The sequence below is a fragment of the Actinacidiphila glaucinigra genome (assembly GCF_035918135.1).
GTDB classification, from domain to species: domain Bacteria; phylum Actinomycetota; class Actinomycetes; order Streptomycetales; family Streptomycetaceae; genus Actinacidiphila; species Actinacidiphila glaucinigra.
Window position 1 is genome coordinate 102,959 of the sequence record NZ_CP109144.1, and the last position, 15,924, is coordinate 118,882.

Below are 15,924 nucleotides of genomic sequence, written 5' to 3' on the forward strand. Positions count from 1 at the left end.
CTCCCGGCGCGTTTCGAACAGACGAGCGCAGCGTTGACGTAATGATTACGTCACGGCATCTTCCTTTCATGCTGTACCCCACGCCTTCCCTCAGCCGTGACGACGAGCGTGTACTCGCCTCCATCGACGAGATGTACTCGGCCCTGCGTGACCAGGTGCGTGCCATGCCGTCCCGGCAGGTCCAGCGCCTGTGTACGTTTCTGACCGCCGACGCTGTGGCGGCGTCCACGTCCATCGAGGGTTTCAAGGTCGCCACCGTGGACGTGGAAGACCTGATAGAGGGCGAGCAGGACGTGGAGGTCTCCGAGGAGAACCGAGAGGAGACCCTCGCTCTGCACCGGATGATGACCTACATCCACACGCTGCACGACTCGGCCGACTTCACCTACAGCAAGAGCTTTCTCAACGCCCTGCACTGGATGCTCCAAGGGCACCGCCACCACCCGCGCAAACCTGCCGGACAGTGGCGTCGCGGTCCCGTCTACGTCACCGACGCCCGCGACCCGAGTATCGCCGCCTACACCGCCCCCGACGCCGAAGCAGTCCCCGCGCTCATGCACGAACTGGTCGACTGGCTGGGCACCGACGACCACGCCCACCCCCTGGTCCGGGCCGCCATGGCGCACCTGCATCTGGTGTCCATTCACCCGTGGGCCGACGGCAACGGCCGGATGTCCCGCTCGCTGCAAACCTTGTTGATCGCGCGGGAAGGGGTCCTGGCTCCGGAGTTCTCCTCCATCGAGGCATGGCTCGGACGGCCGGGCAATACCTGGGAGTACTACCGGGAACTCGCCCGCCGCGGCCCCCAGTACCTGCCCGACCAGGACGTCGCCGGCTGGATCCGCTTCAACCTGACCGCCTATCACCAGCAGGCCCAGACCGTACAGGGCCGGCTGACCCGGGCCGGAAAAGTCTGGGAAGCACTCGCCGACTTCGCCCAGCACGCCGGCCTCGACGAACGCACCATCACCGCCCTCCACGACGTCGCCATGGCGGGACGAGTACGCCGCTCCCGCTACGAAAGCGCCGAGGGCCTCAGCCTGCAGCAGGCCCAGCGCGACCTGCGCGACCTGGTCACCGCCCATGTCCTCACCCCCGTCGGCCGCACCCGGGCCCGCTACTACACCGCCGGCGACCGCTTCCCGCAACAGGCGCTGGACATCTCCGCCACCCCCATGACCCTCACCGACCCCTACACCCCCACCGGCTGAACCGCCGGTAACCCGCCCCACCGCTCACTTCCCTGCGTGTCGATGCGTGGAGGCTCTCGGCGACGCCTGCTGCGCAGTGGCTGCTCAGCAGGGGCGCACGGCTCAGGCGCTGGGCGGGTTCATCCGCCAAGGGCGACGGGAGCCAGACCGGGAGGCAGGTGGTGCACGTCCAGCGCCACAGCCTCCGCGGCGGTGGTGAAGACGCCCAGACCCTGGCTGATGATGCCCCCTGCCCACTCCGTACGTGCCATCGCCGTTCGCGCCCAGGCACGGTCCGACAACCGTCAGGTCCGGGCGGGTTGCGGTCGAAAAGCGCAGCGCCCAGTGGCTGGTGAAAGGGTAGAAGGCGCGCAGGGCCGGCTCGGCGTACGCCGCCTCGATCAGGGCCTGGTACCTCTGCTGCCAGTCGTACTCCATTTCGGCCGTCTGCTGGCCGCAGGCCCTGCCACTCGGATTCCGTCAACCGCGCGGGATCGTGGTCGGGCACCTCGAGCCGCCCGGTCACGTGCACAAAGGGTGCCGCCCGGCGGATGTCGTCCAGGGCCGCCCCCTCGTGCCATGCCCGGGCGGCACGGGCGATCTCCGCCAGGTCGTCCGTCGTGCCGTCGATGAGGGGCAGGCTCCGGAACGGTTCCGTGCCCTGGATCGACCACCGGCGCTCCCAGAACCAAGCGCTGATCGCCAGCGGTCCGCGGTGCGGCACGGTGCTCGGCACCACCGCATGGACCAGGTCCGAGGACCGGGCGGGAACAGCGTCGAGACAGCCTCCCGCCACGGCCCGGAGCGCTGCGGCAAGGCTGCCACAGACCGCAACGTCCGCGTACAGGACAGCGGGATCAGGAGGAGTCGGCACAGCCCTGATTGCCCCTGAGCCCCTGATTCCCTGGGCAAATGCACTGATGCATCCCTGGAGAGACGATCGCGCCGGCGGCGCGCGGCCGGATTCACAGCTGAAGACGAGCAGTCTGCGAAAAGACCGCACCCGTCACCTCGCCACGCTGGCTCGATGCCTCGGACCGGTGACGGCCAGTAGTCCAATCGGCCATCGGCAGCCGCGGCCCACCATGTCACGGCATCCGACTCAAGGTCAGAGGCAGCCTGTGGAGCGGTGACGTCGCACGGCCCAGTGACCTGCGGTGGTGAGCAGACCCGGGCTCCTCACCGGTGACATGCCGTCACTCACCAACTGCAGTCGTCACTCACCGGCTACAGGTGATGCCGGATTGTGATCTTTCAACCCCCTTTTCGGTGAGCAAATCGGTGAGTGCCACCGGGCTTCATGGATGACATCACCCACGTCCACCCATCCGGGAGCCCACATGACCACCGCTGCGCATCCGCCTATCACCGTCACCGAAGCCGGCACCACTGGGCCGGGCATGCCCGGCCCGTACCGAAGGCAGCCGGACCACGCCCTGCAGCCCGCGTTCAGCCCGGACGCCGGCCCCAGCCCCACCCGCGCCCCACGCCTCGGGCCACCGCGGGACAGACGCCCGTCGGCCGGCGGCTCGTGGGAGCCTGGCCCGTCCCCACTGCCGGACAGGCCCAAGCCGACTGGCGATGCCCGGCCGCAGGCCCCCACCGCCCGGCATACCGCGGCTCCCACCCGTCTCGAGCAGCGCGAGTGGACAGGCCCCGCAGCCACCACGGGTCACCACGTCGCAGGCATAGCCGCACCGGCACCAGACGCCGGCACAGCCGGCCGGACGGCCACACACCACCGCGCCCCTGGGCGTGCAGCACAGACGCTGCCCCCACCGGGTGCGAACGCCGCTGATACCGGCCCGGCCACACCCGCAAGGGCAGGTGACGGCCAGTGAGGAAGCTACCCACCCAGCCTCCACGGTTCGTCGCCGTGGACAACCGCGCCGTCGACGACCAGCGCCTGAGCGTCCTGGACATCGGACTGCTCACCATGGCGCTGCGCCTGCCCGACGGCGCGGACTTCACCATCGCCGCCCTCGCCCAGACCCGCAAACCCGGCCGCGAAGCTCTCACCAAAGCCATGCGGAACCTCGTCGCATACGGCTACATCGTCAAACTCAAAATCCAGGACGCCGCCGACGGCACCTGGCGCACCGAATTCTCCGTCGCCGGCCTGCCCCACCGCCAAGAAGACATCCACCACCTCCTGGCCCAAGTGACCGGGACACGCGCCGTCCGCATCGAGCCGGCCTGGCTCGACCCCCGCAACCACCACACCCCGGCCCCCACTTCACCCGAGCCGATCCCGCCAGAGGCGGCCGCCACAGACTCCCCGGCCGCGCAGTCCGCCCTCCGCCCGGTCACGACGGGCCTCCTGACCCGCGTGCCACCAGTGACAACTCCGAAGACGTGCGCCGGACCGAGTGACGGGTTCCCGGCAGTCGGCGACCCGGCGGTCGGCGACCCGGCGGTCGGTGAACCGGCCGCCGGTCAGCCGACCGCCGGAGACCCGTCGGCTAAAGAACTAAGACTGAACAAGCAAGACGGAAAGAACTCCTCTCTCTCCTCCCCGCCCACCACACCCCAACGTCCGACCGTCCCGGCATCGAAGAGAGAGACCACCACCCCATCCGGACAAACGCCCCCTCCCCACCCACCGCCCGCCACGCCATCGCCTTTGGGCCCCACCGGCGACGACCCAGGCAATGCCGGCACCAGTGCGCCCGCACCAGCACGATCGGCACCCGGCGTCCCGCAAGCAGCCGCACCCGCCCCACACGGTCACACCCCCGGCACCGCCGACCCCGGCGCGCCCGCACCAGCAGGACCAGCACCGGCCGGCCCGCGAGCAGTCGCTGCAGCCCGGATCGCCGACGCCTGGACCACCGCCCGCCACCACCACGGCCACCCCGTCCCCGCCCTGGCACCAGGCCGCATCGCCCACACCGCCGAAGCCCTCCTGGCCACCGGCATCCAAGAACAGCACCTGACCCAGGCAGCCACCGCCATGGCCCGCAAACCCACCTGGTACGACCTCAAACGCCACCTCGAACACTGGACACCCCCCACCACCCCACAACCCGCCACACGGCCCACACAGGCCGCCTACTGCGGACAATGCGACCACGGCTGGACCACCGACCCCGACGGCCGCGCCCGCAAATGCCCCTGCCGCACCCAACAACACCCATGACCCACCAACCCCCACACACCCCCGCCACCAGAAATCCCCCGCCAGCGCCGAACCCCACCCCTCACCACAGACCACCAACCGCCGCCCGGACACCCCCGGGTCCAGGCGCAGCACCCCGACCCCGAACCCCCACAACGCCCACAACGCCCACAACGCCCACAACCTGCCGACGCCGCCAAACCCCCGCCCATGCGCAATCAAGCCCAATGCGCAACAAGCCCAGCGCCCCCCCTTTGCGCAGCAGGGCCCATGCACAGCGATCCCAACGCTCCCCTTGCGCACCCCCGACGGCCCCGCCCCATTGCGCATCGCAGGACCCGCCCCTACACCCCAATGCGCAACCCCAGCCCCACCCGCCCCCCGTGCGCAACCAAGCCCACCCTCACACCCCTGCAAGGACCCGTCGCCAGTGTTCCGGATGGGCCCTCATCGCGGTAAGGAGCGCCTCCCAAGCGGGCATGGCTTCGAAGTCCTGAACGCCCCTGCCCGCCAGCCCATCTGCCAGGGCGGATGGGGAAGGTCATCCGTCACTGGCCTGGCTTCACCATGGCTGCTTCACGCCGCAGGCGGCTGTACTCGGCCAGGAGACCGGCCGACTCCTCGGGATCCTCGGACTTCGAGGCGCGGGCTTCGAGGTCGTGAAGGTGTGCGGCAAGACGGGGGTCGCGGTGACCTTCGCCTGGCCGAGCGTCTCAGTCGCCTCGACCACTTCGTCGACGGTCATACCGAACCGGAGCGGTCCGACGCCGACAGCCGGCACAGAGGGCCACTCGTCCCGTTCGGCGACTCCGAAATCGGCTTCGGTATCGAACACCACAGTCGCCCCCTAGAGTCACCTGAGAAGTTGCCGCCGCCCATCATGTCAATCGCCGACCAGCAGATTGCTGGGTACCACCGGGCGCGAGCAGGCGGGTGAACTCAGCGATCGCCTCCGGCGACGGCTTTCGAGGCCCACGCGACGGCTGGCTGTCGGACTCCGCAGGTGCTTCGCTCCGTCCTTGGTGAGCCCGACGAGGGCGGGGAACTCCAGGGAGTAAGCCTGGCCCCCAAGCGAGGGGTGGGATTTTCAACGAGCCCCATCAGCCCCCGCACGACACCCCATCGTCGTGCCCGCACCCTCGCTCGCCGCGTGACCGGAACGCCTGGTGCCACACCGGCCGGCGCTGGTCATGCCCCGGCCAGGGCCGCTGCGGCATCCAGCGCCCGGTGCCAGGGATAGTCTGCGGGCTTTCCGGTTCCGGGCTGGTTCGGGACGAAGCCGCCGTCGCCGTAGAGCACGGTCACGCCCATCGCCCGCAGCTTCGCGACGCTCTCCTCGAACTGGTGGTGCTGCACATAGGCCGCGTTCACACAGGGCATCGCCACGATCGGGATGCCCTTGCCGATGCCTTCGGCGGCCACCCCCACTACGAAGTGATGCGTGAGCCCCAGCGCCCAGGAGTTCACCGAGTTGAACGTGATCGGCGCGAAGACAATGACGTCAGCCGACGGCCAGACATCCGGCTCGCCGGGCCGCTTGTACCGCGACCGCACGGAATGCCCGGTCAGCGCCGCCAGCCCTTCCAGACTGTCCTCCAGCCAGTCCGCCGCAGTCGGCGTGAGCCCCAGACACACGTCCCAGCCACGCCGCTGCGCGTCACCGATCACCCCGGCAATATCGAAAACCGGCGGCGCAGCGCTGGCGAACAGGTACATGGTGCGCGTCATGCCCCCACCCAACCCCTGGTGATCCACTAGGCGCAACCGATCCTGCCCGCAGCGGGTGTCGGGGCGATCGCCGATGCCATGGCGGATGCGGCGGGTACTGTTCCAGATGGCTGCAGGGTACGGAGGTCAAAGATGCCCAGAGGTGACCACGAGCACACCGGTACGCGCATTGCCGCCGCCCGAAAGCTCGCCGGTCTGACCCAGCGAGGTCTCGCCCAGACCATCGGTTACTCCTACAGCCTCGTTCACCAGGTCGAGTCCGGTCACAAGCCCGCAAGCCCTGACCTCGTCGCGGCGGTCGCCCGTGCGCTCCGTCTCGATGTCACCGCCCTGACCGGGCAGCCCTACGTGACGGAATTGCAGCAGGACCGGCTCGAGGGCCTCATCCGGCCGATCCGCGAGGCCTTGGATCTGTACGACCTGGGGGCGGACCCTGACCTGCCTGTGCGGCCTGCCGGTCAGCTGGTCGCCGCTGCTGACGACCTGTGCCGCCTGGTCCGTGCCGCGCGCCTCAACGCTGTGGCGACGCTGTTGCCGGCCGTCATAGCCGAGCTCACCACCGCGGCATACCGCATGCCGTCGACCACGCTGTGGCGCGCGCTCGGATCGACCTATCGCACCGCCCACGACATCACCGTCAAGCTCGGCTACTTCGACCTGTCGACGATCGCCCTGGACCGCATGGCCTGGGCCGCCGACCGTGCCTGTGATCCCCTGCTGGCGGCGGTCCGCCAGTACATGCGCGCCCTGGTCTATCACCGCGAAGGCGAGCACCGCATCGGGCTGCGCCTCATCGCCTCCGGGCACGGCCTGGCCGCCGACGCCGAACCAACTCCCGACGCTGTGGCCGTCACCGGTCAGCTGCACCTGGGGGCCAGCGTGATTGCCGCCCGCGCCCGGGACGCCGCCCTCGTCGAGGACCATCTGGACCAGGCGAAGGCCTGCGCGAACCGCACCGGTGAGAGCTCGACGCACTGGCTGTCGTTCGGCCCGACGAACGTCGCCTGTCATGCGGTGTCCGCCCAGGTCGAACTCCACCACTACGACACGGCACTCGCTCTGGCGGCAGACATCGAACTCCCCCACAGCTGGGCGCCCTCCAGGCAGGCCCACTTCCACATTGACCGGGGCCGCTGCCAGATGGAGACCGGCCGCACCGACGCCGCCCTGGAATCGATCACCACCGCCCGCCGTCTTGCCCCGCAGCAGACCCGTTACCACCCCGGCGCCCGCGAGACGATCAAAGGCCTGGTCTACATGCGGCGCACTACCCCCGACACGCTGGACAACCTTGCCGCATGGATCGGCCTGTAAGCCCGGCTCCATTCGGTGGCACAACCAGAGCAGCCGAGTGTCACGCAGCGGTGACACTTAGCCACCACCGGCGTCCGCATTCTGGAAGCACCTGAACCAGACACCGATGCCGGGGGCAACCGACATGAATGCCGCAGGAAGGCCAAGCGCTTTCGTCGAAGACCGTCTCGTGTCACGCCAGGCGGAGCCCCCCAGTGGCCGCCTCAAACAGGCCGTGACCCACACCCGCGCCCCCGAGCGGCAGCACGTGCAGCGGTGGGCCGGCAGGGAAGGTGACGCTCACTGCGCGGACCGGCCGCAGATTCCCGCAGCCGGAGCCCCTGTGCCGGACATGCGCGACCTTGCGGCTGCGATCCGCCGGCTGGTGGGCAACGCCTACGCCGGCTGCGTCCAAGCCTTGTGCGGCGCGGACTTCGACGTCGTGCTCACCACCTACGGCACCCCCGGTGACCGGGCCGTGCGCTGGATGGACCGCTACCAGACCGGCGGGTGCGGGCCGGTCATCGCCAACGTCGAGCGTGACGCGCTGATGTGGCTCGTGCCGCCCGGCACCGTCCACGCCTGGGAACATGCGCACGGGTTGTGTTTCGGCGGCCCTTTCATCATCCTCATGCCGCCGGCCGGAGCCCGCACCGCTCCAGGGCCGCACTGGCGCAAGCCCCAACGGCTCGGGCACCTGGTCGATGCCGACTGCCTGCACCACGCTCTTGGCCGGTTTCGCCCGGACCTGCCGCACCCGGTGATGCGCCTGGCCGGTACACCGCTGCTGCCCGGCACCCCACCCATGCCACTGCTGCCCTCATGAACCCCGCCCCAGGCACCGGCCCAGCCCCGCCCAAGCTGACCAGCACCGAGCAGGAGTTGCTGGACGGCCGCCCATGGACAACGGGGGCGTGTCTGCTGTGCGGAGCCACACAGCTGCCGGTGACGCCCATCGTGACCGTCTACCCGCCCGGGCCCCCTGCGGCCCTGGCCAAGTGCCGGGCCTGCATGGCGGCCGGTCTGATCACGCAACGCGCCACCGCAGCCGCCCTCCAGCGCCCCTACTCCCCCGCGCTCCCCCCGATCCCCGAAGGACACCTCATGCCGCCAGCGGCCGCCATACCCGCCACCACCGCCCGCCCCGCCACACAGCCCACCAACCGGCCCGCCCCACCCTCCGGCAACCGGACGGCGCCGCACCGGCTCGGCGTCCTCGGCCTGGTCTGGATCCTCGGCAACAGCGCCGCCCTCTCCCTGCTATGGGCACAAGTCACCACCACACAGCACAACAACACCCCCACCGCCGCAAGCACACCCGACGTCACACCCAACGCGGCCTGACATCAGCAGCCCCCGCAGACTCCTCCCCCCGCTCCCGGGGGGAGGTTGCCCCGGCCCCCCGACCGGGAGCGAACGACCGCCCACCAAAGAAGGACCGGGCCCCACACCACCCCGCCGCGCGCACCGGTGAGCCTGCCCGGATCATCACCCGGAACGCGCGGCGGGCTCCCTCTCGTCACAACGCCAACCACCCCGCAAGAAGTACTCCCGCCGACGGGGTGCAACGTGACAACGTGCTTGTCCGGGCGAGGGGTCCTGCAGCAGGAGTGGGCACCAGTGCTGCGCGTCGCACAGGCCGTGCGCGTGGCGCGACGGGCATCTCCCCGCGGGTGCGGGCGCGCCTGGCCTCACCGAGATGCGCATGACTTCGCGTGGCTCGGGGGTACCGATCTGCCGGCGGGCAGCATGCAAGATGGCCGCCGCCTTCACATCAAATTCACCAGGGTCGGCACCAGTCGCGGGTGTTGAATGGCCGCCGATCGCCCAAGACGCTGTTGATGATGTCGCCGATACCGAAATGGTTCAGGACGCTCCAGCCGGGAAACGACCAGGCTGTCGGCGCAGAAGGACGGGGCGAGCAGTACGGGTAGCCGGGCGGATGAGCGTGGTGGTCCCGGCACGGGAAAGGCCCCCAGGGACAATACTCGGCCGCGGTTACCGTGACCGTCGCCGTGGCGTTCGAGGCGAAGCAGTTGTTGTTTCCGTTGTACGCGGCGGTGATCGTGTGGGCGCCGGCGGTCGTGAAGGCGGCCACATATCCGGCTTGCCCATTTGCTGCGACCGGCACCGTTGCCAGGATGTCCCCACCGTCGAAGAATGTCATGCCGAGACCGCCGCTGGGATCACCGGTGCAGGTCACCATCGCGGTCAGCTGCACGGGGGCTCCGGCTGTGGCAGTCGGCGGTGAAACCTGGACCGTCGTTGTCGAGTGCTCGGCCGCCACTGCCGGCGAGGCGAGACCCACGATCGCCACTATTGCCGCGAAGGCTCCGGCCCTACACGCCTTTCGCGCTTGCCAACGTTTCACGAAATAGGCTCCTTGTTCGACTGCAGGTAAGGTAATTCTGCAGTTCGTCGAGGAGCGTCACGCTACGTCGGTCCGTCAGGTCCCGCATTTTCAGGGAGGGACGGCGTGGTCACCTGTGTGGGCGCGCGACACAGTGGAGGTCCAGGCGGTCCTTTGCCGGACCCATGACGGTCAAGCACTCTGTTTCCGGGCCTTCCGAACCCTGCCGCGCTCGTACCGCAGGCGCCCGCGGGAAGGGGTGGACCATTCCCTAAATGGCGGGAGGGGCAACGCGCGTGTAGGTCAGCGAGTTGCTTGTGCCACCGAGGGTGGTGACATTGACGGGAACAGGACCCGCGGTCCCCGCTGGGGCGAGTACGGCGACGGCCGTGTCGGACAGCACGGTGAACGCGGCGGAGACGACGCCGAAGTGGACGGCGGTCGTCGTGGTCAGCCCTGTGCCGCTGAGGGTGACACCGGATCCCGCATCGGTTGGCCCCTGGGCCGGGGAAAGGCCAGTGAGGACCGGCGACCCCACGTAGCTGTAGATGACGGAGTTGCTGGTGCCACCTGGGGTGGTGACGGTGACGGCGACGGCACCCGTTCCTGCCGGGGCGACGGCGGTGATCTGCGTGGGCGAGTTGACGGTGTAGGTGGTGGCGGCCGTACTGCCGAACCGGACCGCCGTGGCCCCGCTGAGGTCCGTGCCGGTGAGGATGACCGTCGTACCGCCGGCGGCCGGCCCCCCACTCGGCGAGACAGAGATGAGGAAAGGAGCGCTCAGGTAGAAGAAGTAGACGGGGCCGGTTGTGCCCCCTGGGGTGGTGACGGTGACAGCGACAGCACCCGACCCCGCCGGAGCGACCGCGGTGATCTGCGTAGCCGAGTTCACCGTGAACGACGTCGCGGCCGTACTGCCGAACCTGACATCGGACGCCCCACTGAGGCCCGAACCTGTGATGACCACCGTCGTGCCGCCAGAAGCCGGTCCTTGAGTCGGTGACAGGGACAGCAGCACCGGCTGCACCAAGTAGGTGTACGTCACCGCATTGCTGGTGCCCCCTGGGGTGGTGACGGTGACGGCAACCGCACCTGTTCCCGCCGGGGCGACCGCGGTGATCTGCGTAGCCGAGTTCACCGTGAACGACGTCGCGGCCGTACTGCCGAACCTGACAGCCGACGCCCCGCTGAGGCCCGAACCGGTGATGACCACCGTCGTGCCGCCAGAAGTCGGCCCCCCACTCGGCGACACCGACACCAAGACCGGCTGCACCGAATAGGTGTACGTCACCGCATTGCTCGTGCCCCCCGGAGCGGTGACGGTGACAGCCACAGCACCCGACCCCGCCGGAGCGACCGCGGTGATCTGCGTAGCCGAGTTCACCGTGTAGCCCAGTGCCGGATTGGCGCCGAACCTGACGGCGGTGATTCCTGTGAAACCGCTTCCGGTCAAGATGACGGTGTTGCCACCCGCCGTTGGGCCGGTATTGGGTACGGCGGATGTGAGAGCGGGAGCGGCGGCGACGGCGGTCGGTTGTGCTGATACCGCCGGGAGGGCGTTGTCTTTCACGGGGTCTCCGTACGATGTCGGACCGGCCGGGGGCCTGTCGTTGTCCTTGCTCGGCCCGCGTGAGCCGTGAGGTTGGTCCCGGTCCATGTCCGGTCGGGTGTGGCGGGCTGCGGGTCTAGGGCCCCGGCCCGGGTGGGGTTTCCGGGCCGGGGCCTGGGGGGCGGGCGGAACCTGACGGGTTACCGCGTCCGCTCCCGGGGCCGGTCCATGGGGGCCGGCCGATGGGGTGCGGTCAGATGCCGGGGCCGGCGACGTAGGTGAACGCGTCCGTTGCGGTCGCGCTGCCCGCGTCGTTGGTCACGACGACATCGACGAGGCCGGCGGTCCCCGGGGGCGTGACTGCCGACACCGCGGTGTCGGAGATCACGGTGAAGGGTGCCGGGTTGCCGTCGAAGGTGACCGCGGTGGTGCTGGTGAGACCCGTGCCGGCCACGGTCACCGATGTGCCGCCAGAGGTCGGGCCCTGCGCCGGCGTGACGGTCGTGACCGTCGGGGCGGCGACGTAGGTGTACGAGAGCCCGTTGTTGGTGCCGCCGGCCGTGGTGACGCTGACACCGACCGCACCGGCCGCACCGGCCGGAGCGACGACCGTGATCTGACCGTCGGACACCACGGTCGGCACGGCGGTGTTGGCGCCGAAGGCGACGCTGGTGGCGCTGGACAGGCCAGTGCCGTTGATGGTGATCGTTTCGCCGCCTGCTGTCGAGCCGGTGGCCGGGCTGATGCTCTGCTTGAACGGCGCCCCGACGTAGTAGAACGGGATCGGGTTGCTCGTTCCGCCCGGAGTGGTGACGGTGACGCCGACCGCTCCGCTGCCTGAGGGCGAGACGGCGGTGACCTGAGTGGGCGAGACGTTGGTGACGGCGGTTGCGAGCCGCGTGCCGAAACGCACGGCGCTGGTGCCGGTGAGGTTGGTGCCGGTGATGGTGACCAATGTGCCGCCACCGCTGGATCCTTGGTTCGGACTGATGGGCATGAGGTGTTCCTCCTCGCCCGGAATGCGGTACATTTCCGAGCAGTGATGAGGGCGTTCGGTCCGCACACGTCCCTGGTGGGTGCGAGCCAGCTCTCGTGTCCACTGGCCAGGTGGTAACTCGATGGCCCTTGCGCTCGAGATCCCGATCGACGGTGTGCACCCGTCGGCGTCAAGCGCAGGGGCCTATCGAGGGAGAACAGCCTGTCAGGTGTGAGTTGCCGCCTGATCAGGGGCTTGCCCGCGTCCGTCTGCAGACTCGAAATGCCGCTGATACGGACACTCGAAGTAACCCATAAGGGTGACCGGGCGACAAGGCTTCAGTCCCAAAGTCAACCGTTCGAGCGAGCGCCACGGCGTGAAATCAGGCGTGCCAACGGCGTAGTCAAGATGATCTTTTCATATGCCAATCAGATGTGACATCCGCTGTCACCCGGCGGGAGTCCATGGCCGCGGGGCGGGCGGTGTCCTGTGCTGACGTGCAAGCAGACCCTCTCAACCGAGAGGTGGCCGCCGAATTCGCTGTACGAAACTCGCCACTCTTTCGGGTGACATGTGGTCTCCGTCGTTGCCACGCCCTTCAATCCGTGGGCTACTCCAAAGTAGGCCCGGCCCGAAGGCGCAAGCCCGCCGATCGGCCCGAAGGACTTGAGGGAGCGCCCCATGCCGGTCATACCGAATCAGGGATCCACAGGCGGGGGCGACGCAGTGACCCTCACCGGCGTCCACTTCACCGGCACCACCGGTGTGCGTTACGGCACCCGCCCTGCCGCGAGTTTCGCGGTCATCAGCGACTCCACCACCGCCACCATCACCCCTTCCGGTCTCGGCGCCGTCCCGGTGTCGGTAACCACCCCCGGCGGAACGGGAGTCGTCGGCAGCTTCTACTATCTGCCGCCACCTTCCTTCCGCCTCGCGCAGCCTCCCGTCGGCCCCTTGTCCGGCGGCAATACGGTGACCCTCACCGGGGTCGGCCTCTACACCACGTATGAGGTCCGCTTCGGTACGCAAGCCGCAGCGTTCACGGTCAACTCCGACGGTCAACTCACTGCCACCGTCCCAGCTGCTGCCATTGCCGGTCCGGTCATGGTGACCGTAACGACCAGGGGCGGAACCGCCGGCGGCGTCACCTACACCTACCTCGACTCGCCGTCGATCACCGCCGTCACCCCCGACAAAGGGCCGGTGGACGGGGCCAATCTCGTGGTCATCACCGGGACCGGGTTCTCCTACACCACCGACGTCGCCTTCGGTGGCACACCCGCCTTGTCCTGGAGGATCGCTTCCGACGTGGAGATCGACGCCCTGCTGCCCGCGGGAGCACTCGGTCCCGCCGATGTCTCCGTCACCACCCTCGGCGGCACGACAACCGCCTCGGACGCATACACCTACCTGGGACGCTTCGCGGTACTGGGCGGCCAGTCGGTCACCAACACCGGCCCCTCCGACATCACCGGAGATCTCGGGGTGAGCCCCGGAGTCTCCGTCACCGGATTCCCGCCCGGCCAAGTACACGGAACCATCCACGCCGCCGACACCGACGCCCTCCAGGCTCACGCCGATCTGATCGCCACCTACGACACCGCCGTCGCCCAACCCCCCGACACCAGCATCTCCGGCGACCTCGGCGGCCTGACGCTGGCCCCCGGCACCTACAACGCCGACACCTCCATCGCCCTGACCGGCACACTCACACTGGACGGCCAAGGCAACCGCAACGCCGACTGGATCTTCCAAATCGGATCCACACTCACCACAGCCACCGCAAGCCGCGTGCTCCTCATCAACGGCGCCACTGCGAGAAACGTGATCTGGCAAATCGGAAGCTCAGCCACCCTCGGACCCGACACCAACTTCACGGGCAGAATCCTGGCCCTGACATCAATCACCGTAAACGCCGGCGCAACCATCCACGGACAGACCCTAACCATCAACGGCTCGGTCACCTTGGACACCAACACCATCACCCGCCCCTGGTAAGACCACAACCCACCGAGCCCACGTCGGGACCCGCGCATCGAACTCGGGCCTCTCAAACCGGGTTCCGGCCTTGTCATCCCACCCCGGCATCAAAGCGTTCCGCTGCCAGCGCCGCAGGCACGGGACAGCGCGGTCAAGGACCATCAGCGGCATCCCGCCCCACGGTCAGCACCCGAGAAGGCGCGACATAGTGACATGGCTCTCCGGCGGGACGACGGGTACTCCCGGGGCCCGCCCGGCCGACCGTCAACGCGGCATCGGCCGCCGCCAACCAGGCAGACCACACCCCCACTACGGGCCGGTCAGCAGGGGTTGTCCGCGTCGGCCACGCGCGGCAGATAACGCGCGAACCTCTGAAATGCCGCCTGCCGCGTCGAACCCACCGCGTCTCCGATCTCCACCCACGTCGCGCCCTGGCCCCGCGCCTCTACCCCCGCGGCCGGCGCCTCCCGCTCGATCAACGCCTCCACCCGGCCCACCGCCTCCAGCACCGCCAACGGATCGGCCACCACCACCTCACGCAACAGCACACCAAGGCGCTCCACCGTGCGGTCCACCTCCTCCCGCCCACCACCAGTCATGTCAAGGCCCCTTCACACCATCCGTCAAGATCCCTTGACACCCCACGTCAAGTCCCCTTGACAGCCAAGATCAGACACGTCAAGCCCCCATGACACGGTGATGCCGCATCCTTTCCTGGCGCTCGCGCCCGTGAGATGCGTCAAGTCCCCTTGACGTGGCCGACCGCCCCGCGGTCCGGCTCAGCCACTCCCCCACCGGTGCGCAGCCGCGCCCCGCCATTCGACCCAGCGTGGATCGTCCACCACCAGGTCCGGATCGGGCAGGCCAGCCGAACGCAGAATCAGCAGCAGGTCGTGCTCGGAGAACGCCGTGCCGACGTAGTCGTCCTCCATCCGGTCCTCACGGTGCATCGTCACCAGCCGGCCGCCGTGCGGCGACAAACCGTGCACCACGAACCGCGCATCATCCACCCCTCCAGCCTGCCGCACCCGCAATGCGCACGCCTGACCACAGCAAAGCCAGCGACGCACCATACGAGCCCGTGCGCATCCGTTGGAGTGGCGACCAAGCCCGCGACATCGCGCCTGCAGTCCCCGCGGCCACAGACCCGGTTCAGTGGACCACGCGCGCCCGCACCCCGTCACCGCCGGTGCGCACCGCGGGGCCCCGCCTCCCCCCAGGGGCCCCGCCCCCCGCACTCACTATCCCGAGACCCGACCGGTGAGTGCGTGCCGCACACTCCCTCACCGCCTCCGCGCTGGAACTGCCCACCGGAGGACTGTCCGACGTCCTCGGACGCCGCGCTGTTCTGGCCGCCGCCGGCCTGCTGAACCTCGTCGCCTTGACACTCGTGGGCCTGAGCACTGCTCCCTGGCTGCTCGGCCTCGGCATGGCCCAGATGGGCGCGGGCCGTGCCCTGTCCAGCGGACCGGCCGAAGCCTGGTACGTCGACACGGGCCGGGTCGGGGCTGTGGAGAGCGTCGAGTTGCTGGCCCGGCTGGTGGCGCAGGGCTTCGCGGAGCCGGTCGCGTTCCGCGCGTAGCTCCTTGTGGTCTTCGCGAGCGAGTTCGCGTTCCGTACGCAGGGTGATGAGGGTGGGCGGTCTTCTGGCTGGGCCGGGGTGGTGCTGATGCGGGCTCGGAGGGCTGGAACTTCAGCCCGGCAGGGAGTGGATAGCTGAGGCCCTGGCTGTCATGGGCG

The 15,924-nt window shown here is 69.3% G+C and carries 13 protein-coding genes and 2 pseudogenes; 7 read left to right on the forward strand and 8 right to left on the reverse strand.

Annotated elements, in window-relative coordinates; genetic code table 11:
• Positions 1-68 precede the first annotated feature (68 nt).
• A complete protein-coding gene (locus OIE69_RS00480; protein WP_326569945.1) occupies positions 69-1,211 on the forward strand; it encodes a Fic family protein in 1,143 nt (380 codons plus the stop codon).
• Between the two features lie 119 nt (positions 1,212-1,330).
• On the opposite strand, the gene OIE69_RS00485 is transcribed toward OIE69_RS00480, so the two are convergent.
• Both OIE69_RS00485 and OIE69_RS00490 read right to left on the reverse strand, forming a co-directional pair.
• Positions 1,331-1,462: a hypothetical protein gene (locus tag OIE69_RS00485; RefSeq protein WP_326581578.1), complete on the reverse strand. Its 132-nt coding sequence runs from the start codon at positions 1,460-1,462 to the stop codon at positions 1,331-1,333.
• A gap of 19 nt (positions 1,463-1,481) precedes the next feature.
• Positions 1,482-1,628, reverse strand: a pseudogene (locus tag OIE69_RS00490) (DUF6193 family natural product biosynthesis protein); the annotation flags it as partial.
• Positions 1,629-3,027: 1,399 nt separating this feature from the next.
• On the opposite strand from OIE69_RS00490, the gene OIE69_RS00495 reads away from it, so the two are divergent.
• Positions 3,028-4,329, forward strand: coding sequence for a hypothetical protein (locus OIE69_RS00495; protein WP_326569946.1), 1,302 nt, complete (start codon positions 3,028-3,030; stop codon positions 4,327-4,329).
• Between the two features lie 1,167 nt (positions 4,330-5,496).
• Here the strand turns inward: OIE69_RS00495 and OIE69_RS00500 are convergent.
• The gene (locus OIE69_RS00500; protein WP_326569947.1) at positions 5,497-6,036 is read right to left on the reverse strand and encodes a hypothetical protein; all 540 of its coding nucleotides are present in this window, start codon (positions 6,034-6,036) and stop codon (positions 5,497-5,499) included.
• A gap of 132 nt (positions 6,037-6,168) precedes the next feature.
• Between OIE69_RS00500 and OIE69_RS00505 the strand changes: the two genes are divergently transcribed.
• The 3 genes from OIE69_RS00505 (at position 6,169) to OIE69_RS00515 (ending at position 8,673) form a co-directional block, all read left to right on the forward strand.
• Positions 6,169-7,350, forward strand: a complete 1,182-nt coding sequence (locus OIE69_RS00505) for a helix-turn-helix domain-containing protein (protein ID WP_326569948.1) — start codon at positions 6,169-6,171, stop codon at positions 7,348-7,350.
• 331 nt (positions 7,351-7,681) lie between these two features.
• The gene (locus tag OIE69_RS00510; RefSeq protein WP_326569949.1) at positions 7,682-8,155 is read left to right on the forward strand and encodes a hypothetical protein; all 474 of its coding nucleotides are present in this window, start codon (positions 7,682-7,684) and stop codon (positions 8,153-8,155) included.
• Positions 8,152-8,673, forward strand: coding sequence for a hypothetical protein (locus tag OIE69_RS00515; protein WP_326569950.1), 522 nt, complete (start codon positions 8,152-8,154; stop codon positions 8,671-8,673). The genes OIE69_RS00510 and OIE69_RS00515 overlap by 4 nt, the downstream gene beginning before the upstream one ends.
• 436 nt (positions 8,674-9,109) lie before the next feature.
• Here the strand turns inward: OIE69_RS00515 and OIE69_RS00520 are convergent, their stop codons facing one another.
• The 3 genes from OIE69_RS00520 to OIE69_RS00530 form a co-directional block, all read right to left on the reverse strand.
• Complete coding sequence (locus OIE69_RS00520; RefSeq protein WP_326569951.1) at positions 9,110-9,700, reverse strand: Ig-like domain-containing protein; 591 nt, start codon at positions 9,698-9,700, stop codon at positions 9,110-9,112.
• A 250-nt stretch (positions 9,701-9,950) separates the two neighbouring features.
• A complete protein-coding gene (locus tag OIE69_RS00525; protein WP_326569952.1) occupies positions 9,951-11,249 on the reverse strand; it encodes an IPT/TIG domain-containing protein in 1,299 nt (432 codons plus the stop codon).
• A gap of 232 nt (positions 11,250-11,481) precedes the next feature.
• Positions 11,482-12,225 carry an IPT/TIG domain-containing protein gene (locus OIE69_RS00530; RefSeq protein WP_326569953.1) on the reverse strand — a complete coding sequence of 248 codons (744 nt, stop codon included), beginning with the start codon at positions 12,223-12,225 and terminating at the stop codon, positions 11,482-11,484.
• A 660-nt stretch (positions 12,226-12,885) separates the two neighbouring features.
• Between OIE69_RS00530 and OIE69_RS00535 the strand changes: the two genes are divergently transcribed.
• Complete coding sequence (locus tag OIE69_RS00535; protein ID WP_326580872.1) at positions 12,886-14,202, forward strand: ice-binding family protein; 1,317 nt, start codon at positions 12,886-12,888, stop codon at positions 14,200-14,202.
• A 302-nt stretch (positions 14,203-14,504) separates the two neighbouring features.
• Here the strand turns inward: OIE69_RS00535 and OIE69_RS00540 are convergent, their stop codons facing one another.
• A complete protein-coding gene (locus OIE69_RS00540; protein ID WP_326569954.1) occupies positions 14,505-14,783 on the reverse strand; it encodes a hypothetical protein in 279 nt (92 codons plus the stop codon).
• Between the two features lie 180 nt (positions 14,784-14,963).
• Positions 14,964-15,194, reverse strand: a complete 231-nt coding sequence (locus OIE69_RS00545; RefSeq protein ID WP_326569955.1) for a hypothetical protein — start codon at positions 15,192-15,194, stop codon at positions 14,964-14,966.
• A 260-nt stretch (positions 15,195-15,454) separates the two neighbouring features.
• On the opposite strand from OIE69_RS00545, the pseudogene OIE69_RS00550 reads away from it, so the two are divergent.
• Positions 15,455-15,686 (forward strand): annotated as a pseudogene (locus OIE69_RS00550) (MFS transporter); the annotation flags it as partial.
• Between the last annotated feature and the right edge of the window lie 238 nt (positions 15,687-15,924).

Bases quoted from the DNA above. Each gene is read 5' to 3' on its own strand.
- OIE69_RS00480 (WP_326569945.1), top strand. From the start codon at position 69: ATGCTGTACCCCACGCCTTCCCTCAGCCGTGACGACGAGCGTGTACTC.
- OIE69_RS00485 (WP_326581578.1), bottom strand. From the start codon at position 1,462: ATGGCACGTACGGAGTGGGCAGGGGGCATCATCAGCCAGGGTCTGGGC.
- OIE69_RS00500 (WP_326569947.1), bottom strand. From the start codon at position 6,036: ATGACGCGCACCATGTACCTGTTCGCCAGCGCTGCGCCGCCGGTTTTC.
- OIE69_RS00505 (WP_326569948.1), top strand. From the start codon at position 6,169: ATGCCCAGAGGTGACCACGAGCACACCGGTACGCGCATTGCCGCCGCC.
- OIE69_RS00510 (WP_326569949.1), top strand. From the start codon at position 7,682: ATGCGCGACCTTGCGGCTGCGATCCGCCGGCTGGTGGGCAACGCCTAC.
- OIE69_RS00515 (WP_326569950.1), top strand. From the start codon at position 8,152: ATGAACCCCGCCCCAGGCACCGGCCCAGCCCCGCCCAAGCTGACCAGC.
- OIE69_RS00530 (WP_326569953.1), bottom strand. From the start codon at position 12,225: ATGCCCATCAGTCCGAACCAAGGATCCAGCGGTGGCGGCACATTGGTC.
- OIE69_RS00535 (WP_326580872.1), top strand. From the start codon at position 12,886: ATGCCGGTCATACCGAATCAGGGATCCACAGGCGGGGGCGACGCAGTG.
- OIE69_RS00540 (WP_326569954.1), bottom strand. From the start codon at position 14,783: ATGACTGGTGGTGGGCGGGAGGAGGTGGACCGCACGGTGGAGCGCCTT.